Origin of the sequence: Flavobacterium kayseriense, assembly GCF_014305095.1 — a bacterium.
Lineage (GTDB): Bacteria > Bacteroidota > Bacteroidia > Flavobacteriales > Flavobacteriaceae > Flavobacterium > Flavobacterium kayseriense.
Genome location: NZ_JACRUI010000004.1, coordinates 86,743 through 102,654, shown reverse-complemented (window position 1 = coordinate 102,654; position 15,912 = coordinate 86,743). Strand labels below are relative to the sequence as shown.

The window sequence follows — 15,912 nt, the reverse complement described above, 5'->3', positions numbered from 1 at the left end:
AATCTTGTCATTGCTGTTTTCTAGTTTAAAAATATCAGGGCAAATGACAATTGTGAAAAGTCAAAAATGGTCTGAAAGAGCAGCTATTTCTGTAATGAATAATTACCCCAAAGCTTGGCAAATTGATGATAACAAAAAGCCAAAATGGGACTATAAAATGGGTTTTTTACTTTTTGCTTTTGATAAATTATATCAGAAAACAAATAATAGCACCTACTTGAGTTATATAAAAGAGTATACGGATGAACTTATTGAAAGTTCAGGAGAAATAAAGGGATATAATGTTTCGGACTACAATATTGATTTTGTTAATCCAGGAAATGTACTGTTTACACTTTATGATGTCACGAAAGAGGAAAAGTATAATCAAGTAATGCTTCAATTAAGAGATCAAATTAAAAATCAACCTCGAACTGCAAGTGGCGGGTTTTGGCACAAGCAAATATATCCCAATCAAATGTGGGTAGATGGTTTGTATATGGCAGAACCTTTTTATACTCGATATACAGTTGGATATGAAAATGCGGATTCTTTAGATGATATCGCCCTACAATTTAGTTTAGTGCACGACCACTTTACAGATGAAAGAACAGGATTGTTATATCAATGTTGGGATGAAAGTAAACAAATGGCTTGGGCAGATCCTAAAACAGGTACTTCTCCCACTATTTGGGGAAGAGGCATTGGCTGGTATATGATGGCTTTGGTTGATGTATTGGATTATTATCCTAAAAATCATCCTAAACAAAAATTGTTAGTGTCCTATTTAAAGGAGATTGCTCAAAGTGTTTTGCGATATAAAACAAACTCGGGTTTGTGGTATCAAGTTACTGATAAACCCATGTTAAAAGGTAATTATCTCGAGTCGTCAGCTTCGGCAATGTTTATATACGCTTATTCTAAAGCAGCTAATAATGGTTATTTGTCTTCCAAATACAAAAAGCAAGCCCAAACCTCTTTTGTTACTTTTATAAAAGAGTTTGTCTCTGTCGATGAGAAAGGCAACTTGAATATTAAGAATGTCTCACCAAGTATAGGTTTAGGAGGAAATCCCTTTAGAGATGGGAGCAATGCTTATTACATTACGGGTAGGCCCAAAGAAAATGGCTCGCCTGCTCTAGCGGCTTTTATATTAAGTGCAATTGAATTAGATAAATAGAAATTAGAATCATAAAAATGAGAAAAAACGCAAAAATACTTAGCATATTATCGTTTGTAGTACTTTGTTTGATAAGCTTTGCAAGTTGCAAAATGATATCACAATCAGCAACAAAGCAATCAGTAATTATTTCTAAGGACTTGAAGTGGTCAGAAAGAATGGCGCAGTCCGTGATGAAACGCCATGAACAATCGTTTATGATAGATGATGCTACGGAGCCCAAATGGGATTATGTTCATGGACTTGTTTTAAAGTCTATTGAAGAATTAAGTAAGAAACACAATAACCCTGCATATAAAAATTATATCAAGAGTTATGCAGATATTTTAATTGATGATAAGGGTGTTATTAAGACGTATAAATTAGAAAATTATAATATTGATATGGTTGTTGCTGGTAGGATTTTATTTGATTTATATTCTTCCACTAAAGACAATCGCTATTTGGTTGCAATGCACATGTTGAGAAAACAAATAGAACAACAACCAAGGACATCAAATGGAGGTTTTTGGCATAAGAAAGTATATCCAAATCAAATGTGGTTAGATGGATTATACATGGGGGAACCATTCTATGCTCAATACACGATTACATTTGAAAAAGGGAAAAATCTTGATGATGTGGCTAAACAATTTGAATTGATCCAGGAACATGCAACAGATAAAAAAACGGGATTGTTATATCACGGTTGGGATGAAAGTAAAAAAATGCCATGGGCAAATCCAGAAACAGGTACTTCACCTAATTTTTGGTCAAGATCGATTGGTTGGTATATGATGGCTTTAGTTGATGTCTTAGATTATTTTCCAAAAGATCATCCAAAACAAAAAGAGTTAGTAGGTTACTTGAATACTATAGCAGAGAATTTAGTAAGGTTCCAAGATAAATCAGGATTATGGTATCAAGTAACTGATATGGGACCAAAAGAAGGAAATTATCTGGAAGCATCAGGAAGTGCTATGTTCACCTATGCTTTGGCAAAGGGAGCAAATAAAGGATATTTACCTCCTAAATTTAAGGCTTTAGCAAATAAAGCTTTTGACGGATTGACGCAAAAGTTAATAAAAGTAGCTGTTGATGGTGAAGTTACAATCACGCAAGCCTGTGCTGTTGCTGGTCTTGGTGGTAATCCATATCGCGACGGTTCCTATGAATATTATGTAAACGAGCGTAAAAAGGACAATGACCCTAAAGCGACAGGGCCTTTTATTTTAGCAGCGTTACAATTAAATAGATAATTAAAAAACGGAGCATGAGATTTTCGAAAGTTTACCTATTGCTATTGTCTGTGAGTAATCAATATATGACTGCTCAAGTAAATATTGAAAATACTATTTCAAAAGTATGGATAGCAGATAATGGAGATGGAACCTATAAAAATCCCATCCTTCATGCTGATTATTCTGATCCTGATGTAATAAGGGTTGGTGAAGATTATTATATGACTGCTTCATCCTTTAATTGTATTCCAGGACTGCCCATACTTCATTCTAAAGATATGGTTAATTGGGAGTTGGTTAATTATGCACTTCAAAAACAACCTCCATTTGATGTTTATGATACGCCACAGCATGGAAATGGTGTTTGGGCACCTTGCATTCGCTACCATAACGAGATGTTTTATATTTACTATCCAGATCCTGACTTTGGTATTTATATGATTAAAACCAAAAATCCAAAGGGACTCTGGTCCGAGCCAACATTAGTTAAGGAGGGTAAAGGAATCATAGACCCATCTCCGTTATGGGATGATGACGGCAAAGTTTATCTTGCTTATGCATTTGCCGGAAGCAGGGCAGGAATCAAAAGTATTTTGGCAATTTGTACATTAAATTCAGAGGGCACGGCAGCAAATAATGATGATGTTATGATAATTGACGGTCATATAGGCGAGGGAACTATTGAGGGGCCCAAATTGTACAAACGAAATGACTTTTATTACATATTTGCGCCCGCGGGAGGAGTAGCTACTGGATGGCAAACTGTTTTGCGTTCCAAAAATATTTATGGTCCATATGAAAAAAGAAAAGTATTGGAGCAAGGTAATACGAAAATCAACGGACCTCATCAAGGAGCTTGGGTACAAACGGTAAGCGGTGAAGATTGGTTTTTTCACTTCCAAGATAAGGGAGCATATGGAAGAATTGTCCATTTACAGCCAATGAAATGGCAAGATAATTGGCCTGTTATAGGTGAAGATAAAGATAAAAATGGCGTTGGAGAGCCTGTAGCAAGTTATAAAAAACCAAATGTGGGAACAATATATCCTATAGTAACTCCTCCTGATTCAGATGAGTTTAATGCTCCAAAATTAGGATTACAATGGCAATGGCATGCAAATCCAAAACTCTATTGGGGGCTTCCTTCTAGTAGTGGGTATTATACTTTATTTTGTCAGCCTAAAGTCGAAAACACAATAAATTTATTTGAAGTACCAAATCTTTTGTTGCAAAAATTCCCCTCGAATCAATTTACTGCTACCGCAAAAATGACTTTTAACTCTAGATTTGATGGGGAGAATACTGGCTTGATAATTATGGGTTTGGACTATAGTTATCTTAAAGTACAACAAGATGATGGAGCATTATTCATTTCTCAAGTCAATTGTAATAATGCAGATAATAAAGGTATCGAAACTAAAACCGAAAGCATAAAGCTGGCTAATAAAACGTTTTATTTACAGGTTAAAGTAAAAGAGGGAGGAATCTGTAGTTTTTTTTATAGTGTAGATGGGAAGCAGTTTGAATCCGTAGGGAACGATTTTAAGTCCACAGCAGGAAAGTGGATTGGTGCTAAAATAGGTTTTGCAGCACTTAGAGAGGGAAAAATAAATGATGCTGGAAGCGTGGCAATTGATTGGATTAGATTTAATAAAAATAATTAAAATAGAAGAAAATGAATCATTTTAAAAAAGTTGTAATTTTTGTGTTATTTTCTTGCGTAAGCTGCATTAGCATTCATGCGCAAGTAAACGATAAATCATGGAAAAGTATTACTGAAATAGAGGATGCGAACTGGTTTTCATCAAATGAAGCAAAAGCAATTGCCGAAAATGTATTGCTTTATCAACGAAATATTGGAGGCTGGCCTAAAAATATTCAAATGCAAAAGTCACTTTCTGATACTGAAAGAAACCAATTAGTTTTATTAAAATCAGATCTTCATGATATAACTACTGATAATGGAGCAACCTACCAAGAAATGGTATTCTTGTCAAAAATTTATAGGCAAGTTCCTGATATAAGATATAAAAATGCTTTTTTAGCGGGATTGAATTATATTTTAGAGGCACAATATGATAATGGGGGATGGCCGCAATTTTACCCCTTGAAAAAAGGCTATTATACTCATATTACGTACAATGATGATTCAATGGTAAATATTTTAAATGTACTCAAGGAAATTAAAGATAAAACTAATTTTTACTCGATTCAACCATCTGACGAAGTCTTGGCAAAAGTCACGACAGCCTTTAATAAAGGAATCGATTGTATTATAAAAACGCAGTACAAACAAAATGGAGTTCTGACTAGTTGGTGTGCACAGCACGATGAGAAAACTTTGGCACCTGCTAAAGCTAGGGCATATGAACTTCCCTCGTTAAGTGGAAAAGAATCCGCTCAAATTGTTCTGTTATTGATGACGATTCAAAAACCATCAAAGGAAGTAATCAATGCAATTAATAGCGCTGTAATTTGGTTTGAAAAAGTTCAAATTAAAGGTTTGAGAGAGGATCGAATCGTTCAAAACGGTAAAGTTATTGATAAAAAAATGGTTCCTGATAACAATGCACCTGCTTTGTGGGCTAGATTTATGGAATTAGATAATAACAAACCTTTCTTTTGTGATAGAGACGGAATCAAGAAATACGATTTATCTGAGATAGGAGAAGAACGCAGAAATGGCTATGCGTGGTACACCAATGAGCCTAAAGAAGTATTTAAGAAATACGAACTGTGGAAAAAAAAAATCTAGTTGAAAATGATAAGGCTACAATAATAACCAAAAATTCAGCAAAAGACGAAAATAATATTATCGTAGCACAAGACGGAACTGGTGATTTTTATAAAATTCAAGATGCCGTAAACGCAGCAAAATCTTTTCCTGACGAAAGAATCACAATTTTTGTGAAAAATGGAATTTATAAGGAAAAAGTTAAAATCCATTCTTGGAATCCTAAAATAACATTAGTTGGTGAAAGCAGAGATAAAACAATTATAACTTTTGATGATTATTTCAATAAAATAGGTTTGGGTAGGAATAGTACTTTTTATACCTATACTGTTTTAGTTGAGGGGAACGATTTTTATGCAAAGGACTTGACTATAATCAACTCATCGGGAGAAGTAGGACAGGCAGTAGCATTAAATGTGAATGCTGATCGAGTAATGTTTTTGAATTGTTCTCTAATAGGCAATCAAGACACACTTTATACTTCAGGGGAGGGGACTAAGAATTATTTTAAAGACTGCTATATAGAAGGTACTACTGATTTCATATTTGGCGATGCTACCGTTTTATTTGAAAATTGTATTATCAATAGTAAAAAAAACTCCTATATAACTGCGGCCTCAACTCCACAAAACAGCTCTTTCGGTTATGTTTTTAAAAACTGTAAACTGATAGCAAATGAGGGGATTGATGAGGTTTATCTTGGAAGGCCTTGGCGTATTTATGCTAAAACTGTTTTTATAAATTGCGAATTGGGAAAACATATAAAGGAAGTCGGCTGGCATAATTGGTCTAAATCAGATGCCGAAAAAACCGCTTTTTATGCGGAATATAATTGTACTGGAGAAGGTTTTAAACCTAAAGAAAGAGTTTCATGGTCACATCAATTAACTAGGGCTCAATCTAAAAAATATACTCTAAATTTAATTCTTGGTGATAAGGGAAGAGACTTAAAAAACATCTGGTATTTAAACTTTAAATAAAATAATATGAAAAATAGGTTGATGATTATTTTGTTGATTACTTCTAGTTGTTTTGCCCAAAAAACAACAATATTTAGCATTGGAGATTCAACTATGGCAAGTAAAGTAAATCCTGCAGAAAATCCGGAGCATGGCTGGATACAGGTGCTAGCGCCATTTTTTAATAGTAGTATCATTATAGATAATAGAGCAGTAAATGGTCGAAGTACCCGCAGTTTTTTAAATGAAAACAGATGGGATTCCGTATGCAAAATATTGAAAAAAGGTGATTATGTTTTTATACAATTTGGGCACAACGATCAAAAAGTAGAGGACCCAAAGCGCTATACAAATCCACACACTGCCTACCGTTACAATTTAATTAAGTTTGTAATGGATTCCCGTGCAAAGGGAGCAACTCCTATTTTATTTTCATCTATCGTTAGAAGGAATTTCAATGAAAATGGTGTCTTAGTTGATACACATGGCGATTATCCCATGGAGACCCGTTTAGTAGCGCAACAATACAATGTGCCTTTTATTGACCTAAATTATTTAACAGAAAAACTGGAAGAGTCCTATGGTATGGAAGAATCAAAAAAATTGCATTTACATTTTAAAGCGGGAGAAAATTCATATTATAAACAAGAAAAAAACGATGATACGCATCTATCAAACTTAGGGGCTACGGAGGTTGCTAAATTAGTAATAGCTGCCTTAAAAATGAGTGATTTAGATTTAAAAAAACATATAAAGTAGATCAATATGAAAAGCATATACTTATACTTACTAATGATGTTTTGTTTCCATAGTATATTGGCACAGCAAAATACTAAATTAGTGTCTCAAGAAATAGAAAGAATTGTTAATCGCATTAAATTACCAAATATTGGAACTTATACAGTAAATCTGAAACAATTCGGTGCTCGAGGAGATGCAATTACAAACTGTAAGCCTGCTTTTGATAAAGCTATGAAAGCATGTGAAAAGCGCCAAGGCGGAAAAATATATGTTCCAAAGGGCGAATATCTTGTTAATGGTCCTATTCATTTTAAAAGCAATATAGAACTACATCTAGAAGAAGGAGCAGTAATACGTTTTGGTTCTAACCCACTAGATTATCCAATAGTGTTAACTAGTTGGGAAGGGACTATGCTTTATAATTATAGTCCGATGATCTATGGTAATAATGTTGAAAATATTGCTATTACGGGTAAAGGAGTGATTGATGGTGAAGCGCATGATACATGGAACAAATGGAAGTCTTTAGAAAAAAAAGATCAACTATTAAGTAGAGAAATGAATCATAATAATGTTGCTGTAAAAGATAGAATATTTGGTCAAGGTCATTATTTAAGGCCACAGCTCATTCAGTTTATCAATTCTAAAAATATTTTGCTTGAAAATTTTAAAATTGAAGATGCTCCATTTTGGTGTATTCACTTATTGAAGTCTAAAAGTATCACAATTCGCGGAATCAGTTATGACGTTCAAAATTATAATAATGATGGTATTGACCCAGAATATTCGAGTGATATTTTAATCGAAAATATTAAGTTTAATAATGCAGATGATAATATCGCGATTAAGGCAGGTAGAGATGATGAAGGCCGATCAGCATTAGATGGTTCGTCAGAAAATATTGTAATAAGAAATTGCGAGTTTAAGGGGTTACATGCTATTGTTATTGGCAGTGAAATGTCTGCAGGCATACGTAATGTATACGTAGATAATTGTAAGGCTAGTGGATATTTAAAACGAGGAATTTATATTAAAACAAATTCAGATAGAGGAGGGTTTATTAAAGATATTTATTTTTCTAATATTAGTTTAGGTAAAGTAGAGGATTGTATTTACATGACCGCAAACTATCATGGAGAGGGAAGTGGTTTGTTTCCTTCTAAAATTTCAGATATTTATATTTCTAACATCAGTTGCGAGAATGCTTCAAATGCTGCTATAGTTATTGAGGGATTTCCTGAAAGTAAAGTAGAGAACATTACATTAGAAAATATTAAAATAAAAGCTGCTAAGAATGGAATGACATTAACCAACACGAAGAATATTAGTCTGAACGAAATTATAATAGGAGATCAAATTGGAGTACCTAGTGCAGTAAAATAGGTATCAATTGTTTCTAAAAAAACAAATTTTGTTTAAAAAAAACCCTTGTAAACATTGAGTTTACAAGGGTTTTGTGGAGTCGCCGGGAATCGAACCCGGGTCCAAACAAGCAACTAAAAAGCTTTCTACGCGTTTATTTCCTGATTAGATTTTCGATAGTGAGCTAGGCCAGAAACAGCCACACACTACTTATCTTCTTAATTTTGAAATCCACCCGAAGCTTATGGAAATCTAGGTTTATTTTTACGGTTCTCCTGGACTGAACGCCACAAACCAAGGCTTTCAAGGAGAATCCAGCTTTCCTATCTGATAGGAACGTGGCGTAATCGTACTGTAATTCGGATTATGCAGCTAAAGCGTAGTTATTTTCGCCGTGTAAAATTGTAAGATCTTATATTTACGAGCAAGGTCTCAATGCTCGACGTGCTTACTTCTCAATTCGACTTGCTGTCAAAACCAGTCGACCCCAAATTATTTCAAAATCTATTAATTTTGAGTGTGCAAAAATACAATTTTTAACTTGAATAATTATACTTTGATTACTATATCTACTGCAAATATTATTCCTCTTTGTCGTCTCCACCTAATTTAAAAGGATAATCACCAAATAATTTCGAAAGTTTACGTACTTGATAGGTTTTCGTTGTGAACTTATTGGACAAAGCAATAATTGTGACCTTCTCTTTTTGTAATGTGATAAAGGATGAGGTATTACCATGCCACCAACCATTATGGAAATAAAAGTTTTGGCCTGTTTTCCAGTTAATAATTCTGATCCCTAGTCCATAATTTTTTTCTCCGGGATGTTCGTTACTAAATCCGGTGTAAACTAATTTTAAAAGTTTAGGATTTAAAAAACCAGGTGCATTGCGGGCTAAATCAAATTTCAACAAATCTCTTGGAGTAGAGTAGATATTTTTGTCTCCATATACAGCATCAAGATAGTCTTTACCTATTTCTACTTTATTGCCCTTGTATGAAGTTACTGCTGTGTCTTTATCAGTTTCGTAATCAAATACATAGGTGTTTTTCATTGAAAGCGGCTTAAATATCATCCTATCCATGGCTTTCTTGTAACTCATTTTTGTCACTTTTTCAATTACTAATGCTAATATGGCATAGTTAGTATTACAGTAAGTGAATCGAGTGTCAGTTTTTGACTCTAGTCTAATATCCTTTGTAGCCATGATATCAAGAATATCTTGGTTTGTTAATATTTTGTGTCGATCCCATACTCCATCTTTTTTGTCAGTAAAGTAAGCATAGTTACGCATCCCTGATCGGTGGTTTAAAAGTGTTTTAATCGTTACATCAGGGTAGGGGAAAGTCGGTAATATTGTATTGACTTTTTGATCTAATTTTATTCTGTTAGCATCTATAAGTTTTAAAACTGCCGTTGCAGTGATTATTTTACTTACCGAAGCTAAGTGAAGTGGAGTAGTGGCAGTGATTGGCGTTTCGGATCTGAAATTTGCCATACCTTCATATTTTTCGAAAATAATTTGCCCATTTTTCGCTACTAGAATACTTCCATTCATGCTGTTATTTGGCCACGTTTTAGTATAAAAATGATTGATGGCATTTTTTTTACTGCTAACGTAATTAGGATCTAGACGAGCCGATTTTTGAATCGCTGGTTCCAAATGCGGCATTGTATCCTTGGGTATTTCAGTAGTTTCCTGTTTTTGATCGGTTGTGTTTTCTTTACACGAGCCTAAAACCAAAAGTAAAAGGAGTATTTGTAGTATATTTGCTTTTTTTCTTAAAATCATCAGTGTGGTGCTAGATTGGCAAATATATAGAATCAATCTCTTTTGTTAAATATTTTAATTAATGTTAACAGTATTTTACCAGGTTTCCTAAATGCTTTTGTATTGTTTTGGAGTTCAGTCTTTAATAATCTCTACATTAACTTTTAAAGAGAAAAAAGTGTTTAAATCAATCCTAATTGTTATATTTATAACAATTAAGCCGCGTTTGGTTATATTAATTTATTTTTAAGTAGTACAAAATTATGAAGTTCGGAATTTTAAAAGAAAGAAAGAGTCCGCCAGATAGAAGAGTTGTTTTTTCTCCTGATGCTCTGGTACAATTACAACAAACATATCCTACCGCAGTTATCAAGGTTGAAAGTTCAGATATTAGAATTTTTACTGATGATCAATACAAGGCAGCAGGTTTTGAGGTTTCGGAAAATTTGGAGGACTGTGATGTTTTATTCGGTGTAAAAGAAGTTCCTATCGACAGTTTAATAGCTAACAAAAGTTATTTCTTTTTTTCTCATACTATTAAGAAACAGCCCTATAATCAAAAATTACTCAAAGCTATTTTAGAAAAGAATATTGATTTGTACGATCATGAAACCATCGTCGATGCTAATAACAGGAGATTAATTGGTTTCGGTAGATATGCTGGAATAGTGGGTGCGTACAATAGCATTCGTGCCTTTGGCTTAAAGTTCGAACTGTTTAAACTACCAAAAGCGGAGACATTGTCTGGTAAAGAGGACTTAATTAGACAACTTAAAAGAATTACTTTACCACCTATTAAATTTGTCATCACCGGAACGGGCAAAGTTGGTGGCGGAATAAAAGAAATTTTAGACGCTATAAAAGTAAAACAAGTTACCGTTGATAATTATTTAACCAAAAACTACGCTCAAGCAGTCTATGCACAAATAGATGTAATGGATTACAACAAACGAATTGATGGTCAGGTGATTAATTGTAAGGACTTTTATATGAATCCCGCTGCTTACGTAGGTGATTTTGAGCGTTTTACTAAGGTGTCAGAAATTGTGATTACAGGGCATTTTCATGCTAATGAAGCGCCTGCTATTCTTACCAAGGAAATGCTGCAAAGTAAAGATTGTAAGATTAAAGTGGTTGGAGATGTTTCTTGCGATATTAATGGACCAATTGCTTGCACTTTACGTGCTTCTACTATTGAAAATCCTAACTATGGCTATTTAGCGTCAGAACATAAAGAGGTAGATGTTTTTCATCCGGCAGCTATAGTGGTTATGGCGGTAGATAATTTACCATGTGAAATACCTAAAGATGCTAGCGAAGGTTTTGGTACTATGTTTTTACAACATGTTATTCCTGCCTTTTTCAACAGTGATAAAGATGGAGTTTTAGCACGTGCTAAAATGACAGAGAAAGGAAAGCTTACCCCTCGTTTTAGTCATTTACAAGACTATGTTGATGGTAAATAAATAACAAGTAGGACTTGTAAATAGATAATATGCAATTTTAAATTACTTATTTACAAGTCCTTATTTTTTAAACCATTTCTTCTGGTTTTACCCAAGCATCAAAGTCTTCAGCAGATACAAACCCTAGTCGTACTGCTTCTTCTTTCAAAGTGGTTCCATTTTTATGCGCTGTTTGCGCTATTTCGGCTGCTTTGTAATAGCCAATTTTTGGATTCAAAGCGGTTACTAACATTAGAGAGTTAGAGACTAATTCCTCAATTCGTTTGTAATTTGGTTCTATTCCTTGCGCACAATGTATATCAAAAGAGGTACAAGCATCACCTAGCAATCTTGCTGATTGTAAAAAATTTGCAGCCATCACGGGTTTAAAAACATTAAGTTCATATTGACCTTGCATTCCTGCAACAGTAATTGCAGCATCATTTCCTATTACCTGTGCACAAACCATTGTAAGTGCTTCACATTGCGTTGGGTTTACTTTTCCGGGCATGATAGATGATCCAGGTTCGTTTTCAGGAATATGTATTTCTCCTATTCCAGACCTTGGTCCTGAGGCAAGCATCCGAATGTCATTTGCTATTTTGTTAAGAGAAACAGCAATTTGTTTTAAGGCACCATGGGATTCTACGATGGCGTCGTGAGCAGCAAGTGCTTCAAATTTATTAGCTGCAGTAACAAAAGGGTAACCTGTAAACTGTGCGATATATGTTGCTACATTTACGTCGTAACCCGGAGGTGTATTGAGTCCTGTCCCTACTGCTGTGCCGCCCAGTGCGATTTCAGATAAATGAGGTAAAGTATTTTGTAACGCTTTGATACCATAACTTATTTGAGCTACATAACCTGACAGTTCTTGTCCAAGCGTAATAGGAGTAGCATCCATAAGATGTGTGCGACCTATTTTTACCACATTGATGAATTCGGTTGCTTTTGTCGCTAATGTATTTCTAAGATTTTCAAGAGCTGGAATTGTAAGCTCTACAATCATCTTACAAGCCGCGATGTGCATGGCGGTAGGGAAGGTGTCATTAGAGGATTGAGACTTGTTGACATCGTCATTAGCCTTAATAACTGGTTCTCCTTCTCCTATTGCAAATCCTTGAATTACTTGTGCACGATTCGCTATAACTTCATTAACATTCATATTGCTTTGCGTCCCTGAACCGGTTTGCCAGATCACGAGAGGGAATTGGTCCTTTAATTCGCCATTTAGTATCTCATCGCATACGGTTGCTATAGCGTCCCGCTTTTCGATGGATAAAATACCAGAATCACAGTTGGTGTAAGCAGCTGCTTTTTTTAAATAGGCAAAACCTTCAATTATTTCGTGTGGCATAGAGGCAGCAGGACCTATTTTAAAATTATTGCGGGATCTTTCGGTTTGTGCTCCCCAATATTTATCGGCAGGAACTTGAACTTCACCCATGGTATCTTTTTCTATTCTGAATTTCATTTTGTGATGGATTTAAAATTATGATTTATAAAATACGGTTGAAGGATTTGGAATGCCCTAGCCCAGATAGCAATGGAAATCCCACGCTTTTTTGCGTGGATTGTAATGGATAGCTGGATAAAGCTCCAAGTTATTCTCAAAAATACGGATAAATAGTATTTTACAAAAATTGGATTGGTTTTTTATTGCTATAAAAAAATATTACGCTTATATTTGTGGCTACATTCAAAATTCCGGAAAACATGTTTGAATTTTCACAGTATTTAGGCTTTTTACTTTTTTTAACTATCCTTACTATAGGATTCTGGTTAATGTTTTTTCTAGTTAGTTTCGTATCCTATTGGGTAGGTGGAGCAACTTGGGAAGCTTATAAAGAGAAAAAAGCTAAAAAGAAAGCAGAACAATCAATGTAAATTGATTTGTGCATAAAAAAAGGACCCGTGTATGCGAGTCCTTTTTTTTATAGCCTAAAGTTAAATAAAAAAAGGACTCATTTTCATGAGTCCTTTTTTAAATATTATCCTGGAAAACCGCCACCATCTTCTTCTCTATTTGTTGGTGCATTTTTATCTCTATCTGTTTTCTTTTTGTTGATACGGTAAGTAAACGATAAATTAAATTGTCTTCTTCTCCATTGCATTTCACTTGATGAACTAACACTTGGTAAGTTAACTTCTGATCTCATTTTTCTTGAGTTAAAGATATCACTAATGTTAAATGCAATTGTTCCTTTGTCTTTTAAGACATCTTTACTAAGTGAAGTATTGATACCATAAACTCCTAAGCTTCTTCCTTGAGCTGTTCTACTAGGACCGCTATACGTTCCGCTTAACTGCCAGTCAACTTTGTAAGGTAACGTTAATCTTGAATTCACTCTTGTAAACCAGTTTGTTGCTTGGTTATCTAAATTTTGAGTAATCTCTACATTGTTTGAGTTTATGTAACTAAAATCTCCTGTAGTTGTAGCATTGAATAAGTTGAAGCTACTGTTGATTTTCCAGTTTTTAGTTGGGCTGTAATTTACAGTAAATTCAAGTCCAAATTTTTGTTCTTTACCAATGTTGATCGGTGTACTTAAAATTACGGGCGTAGTACCTACAAAATCTCCGTTTTCGTAACGTACAAATGAGAATACATTTTTAGTGTTTTCAAAGTACATCGAAGTATTGAAAGTTACTTTGTCCCAACGATTGATGTATCCAATGTCAAATTTATCAGTCAAAGAAGGATCCAAATCTGGGTTTCCTTGAAATATATTGATATTACTAGAGATATTTGGAGTTGGATCTAAGAATCTTCCTCTAGGTCTAGATAAACGTTTACTATAGCTTAAAGAAGCACCGCTCTTGTCTGATATCTCATAATTGATAAAAGCACTTGGGAAAAAATTATTATACTTTTTATTATTGAAATTATTTGCATTAAGTAAATTGATGTCAATATTGGTATCTTCCCATCTTAAACCAAATAGGTAAGATAATTTATTTACTTTAAAACCGTACTGTGTATAAATCGCATTGATTTTCTCATTGTACTGTAATACATCAGGGCTAATACTTCCTACCGTTGTTCCAGGGAAACTAAAGTCTTTAGTTAGTTCGTTAAAGTTTCCTTTGTATCCTGCCTCAAATTGGCTTGATTCACCAATAGGTAAAACGTAATCGGCTTGAATTTGAAATTGCTTTTGTACACTGATATTTGCAGTTCCACCAAATGTATTTCTATCAGGGAATGTATCATTGATTCCAGTGATCGTAGAGCTGTCATCGTCATTATCTCTACTGTAAAGACCATCTAAAGTTAATTTATGACCTTTGTTGTCAAAATTTTTCAAATAATTAGATGCGAATTCAAGGCTATTACCACTTGTTGAACCAATATTTGAACGAACGCTAGAGTCGGTAAAATTTCTGTTAACATCAAAATTATTGAAATTAACTATATCCTCTGTACTACCATTATTGTCTCTGTAACTAACGGAGTTAGTCCAAAAGGTGTTTGGAGTAATAGACCATTCAAAACCAGTTTTAGTACTGATTCCTTTTCTTAATCTTTCTGTATCGCGGGTTTCATCTATAAATCCAGTTGTTGAACCATCAGTAGCAAAATACTGTGAATTTGTTTTACCAGCACCTTGATTATTTCTATAGTTGTAACCGGTAGTGGTAAAGTAATTCATTTTCTCGGTTTTATAGTTTAAGTTTCCACTTAAACCATAAGTCTCAGGATATCCTGTCGAGGCGATAAATGTTCCATTTAAACCTAGATTTTTTCCTTTTTTAAGTATGATATTTAAGATACCAGCTCCACCTTCTGCGTCATAACGAGCAGATGGATTTGTGATTACTTCTACTTTATCAATTGCATCTGCAGGAATTTGGCGCAAAGCTTCGGCCATATTCAAGGCGTTAGATGGACGACCGTCAATGAAGATACGAACGTTATCGCTTCCTCTTAAACTTACGTTTCCTTCGACATCTACAGAAACAGAGGGTACATTTTCTAGTACATCACTTACTGTTCCTCCTTTTACAAGCATGTCTTGTCCTACGTTGTAGACTTTTTTGTCTAGTTTAATCTCTACAGTAGATTTTTCGGCACGAATAATTACTTCGTTCAATTGTGCTGCATCCTCTACAAGACTAAACGTACCTAAATTGGTGTTTTCTGTCAAACTGCGTTGGTTTAAATCGATTGATTTAAAAGAAATAAATTCGATTTTAATATTATATGTTCCAGGAATCACGTCAATATTAAATTCTCCTTTTGGACTGGTTATCCCACCAGCAATCATTTTTGGGTTTTTACTATTAATGAAAGTTACTGTGGCATACTCTAAAGGTTGCTTTGTTGTTTTCTCGATAACAATTCCAGTAATTTTTATTCTTTCTTTTTGTGGTGCTGCATCCTGCGCAAAGGTAGTAGCGAAACTAAAAAATAAACTAAGGGTTAAAAGATACTTTAAAAAATTTTGCATTGGTTTTATGTTTTTTTAAGGATAAGACGCCAAAAGGTCAATTTAGTTTAATCTACAATTCATAAATAA

At 34.1% G+C, this 15,912-nt stretch carries 12 protein-coding genes and 1 other RNA gene; 9 read left to right on the top strand and 4 right to left on the bottom strand.

What is annotated here, in order from left to right:
• Positions 1-43 precede the first annotated feature (43 nt).
• The 7 genes from H8R22_RS11800 to H8R22_RS11775 are packed head-to-tail and all read left to right on the top strand — an operon-like array spanning position 44 to position 8,196.
• The gene (locus tag H8R22_RS11800; protein ID WP_225876022.1) at positions 44-1,159 is read left to right on the top strand and encodes a glycoside hydrolase family 88/105 protein; all 1,116 of its coding nucleotides are present in this window, start codon (positions 44-46) and stop codon (positions 1,157-1,159) included.
• 17 nt (positions 1,160-1,176) lie between these two features.
• The gene (locus H8R22_RS11795) at positions 1,177-2,397 is read left to right on the top strand and encodes a glycoside hydrolase family 88/105 protein (protein ID WP_187010591.1); all 1,221 of its coding nucleotides are present in this window, start codon (positions 1,177-1,179) and stop codon (positions 2,395-2,397) included.
• Positions 2,398-2,411: 14 nt separating this feature from the next.
• Positions 2,412-4,043, top strand: coding sequence for a glycoside hydrolase family 43 protein (locus H8R22_RS11790; RefSeq protein WP_187010590.1), 1,632 nt, complete (start codon positions 2,412-2,414; stop codon positions 4,041-4,043).
• An 11-nt stretch (positions 4,044-4,054) separates the two neighbouring features.
• On the top strand, positions 4,055-5,134 hold the full coding sequence (pelA, locus tag H8R22_RS15640; RefSeq protein WP_225876020.1) for a pectate lyase: 1,080 nt from the start codon (positions 4,055-4,057) through the stop codon (positions 5,132-5,134).
• The gene (locus H8R22_RS15635) at positions 5,116-6,093 is read left to right on the top strand and encodes a pectinesterase family protein (RefSeq protein ID WP_317171760.1); all 978 of its coding nucleotides are present in this window, start codon (positions 5,116-5,118) and stop codon (positions 6,091-6,093) included. The genes pelA and H8R22_RS15635 overlap by 19 nt, the downstream gene beginning before the upstream one ends.
• 6 nt (positions 6,094-6,099) lie before the next feature.
• Complete coding sequence (locus H8R22_RS11780; protein WP_187010589.1) at positions 6,100-6,831, top strand: rhamnogalacturonan acetylesterase; 732 nt, start codon at positions 6,100-6,102, stop codon at positions 6,829-6,831.
• Positions 6,832-6,837: 6 nt separating this feature from the next.
• The gene (locus H8R22_RS11775; protein ID WP_187010588.1) at positions 6,838-8,196 is read left to right on the top strand and encodes a glycoside hydrolase family 28 protein; all 1,359 of its coding nucleotides are present in this window, start codon (positions 6,838-6,840) and stop codon (positions 8,194-8,196) included.
• Positions 8,197-8,267: 71 nt separating this feature from the next.
• Here the strand turns inward: H8R22_RS11775 and ssrA are convergent.
• Positions 8,268-8,664, bottom strand: a transfer-messenger RNA (tmRNA) gene (ssrA, locus tag H8R22_RS11770).
• 92 nt (positions 8,665-8,756) lie between these two features.
• Positions 8,757-9,968, bottom strand: a complete 1,212-nt coding sequence (locus H8R22_RS11765) for a serine hydrolase domain-containing protein (protein WP_187010587.1) — start codon at positions 9,966-9,968, stop codon at positions 8,757-8,759.
• Between the two features lie 242 nt (positions 9,969-10,210).
• Between H8R22_RS11765 and H8R22_RS11760 the strand changes: the two genes are divergently transcribed.
• Positions 10,211-11,413, top strand: a complete 1,203-nt coding sequence (locus H8R22_RS11760) for an NAD(P)-dependent oxidoreductase (RefSeq protein ID WP_187010586.1) — start codon at positions 10,211-10,213, stop codon at positions 11,411-11,413.
• A gap of 67 nt (positions 11,414-11,480) precedes the next feature.
• Here the strand turns inward: H8R22_RS11760 and fumC are convergent, their stop codons facing one another.
• Positions 11,481-12,866: a class II fumarate hydratase gene (gene fumC, locus H8R22_RS11755; RefSeq protein ID WP_187010585.1), complete on the bottom strand. Its 1,386-nt coding sequence runs from the start codon at positions 12,864-12,866 to the stop codon at positions 11,481-11,483.
• Between the two features lie 242 nt (positions 12,867-13,108).
• Between fumC and H8R22_RS11750 the strand changes: the two genes are divergently transcribed.
• Entirely contained in the window at positions 13,109-13,279 is a 171-nt protein-coding gene (locus H8R22_RS11750; protein WP_187010584.1) for a hypothetical protein, read from the top strand.
• A 104-nt stretch (positions 13,280-13,383) separates the two neighbouring features.
• On the opposite strand, the gene H8R22_RS11745 is transcribed toward H8R22_RS11750, so the two are convergent.
• Complete coding sequence (locus H8R22_RS11745; RefSeq protein ID WP_187010583.1) at positions 13,384-15,843, bottom strand: outer membrane beta-barrel family protein; 2,460 nt, start codon at positions 15,841-15,843, stop codon at positions 13,384-13,386.
• Positions 15,844-15,912: the final 69 nt, after the last annotated feature.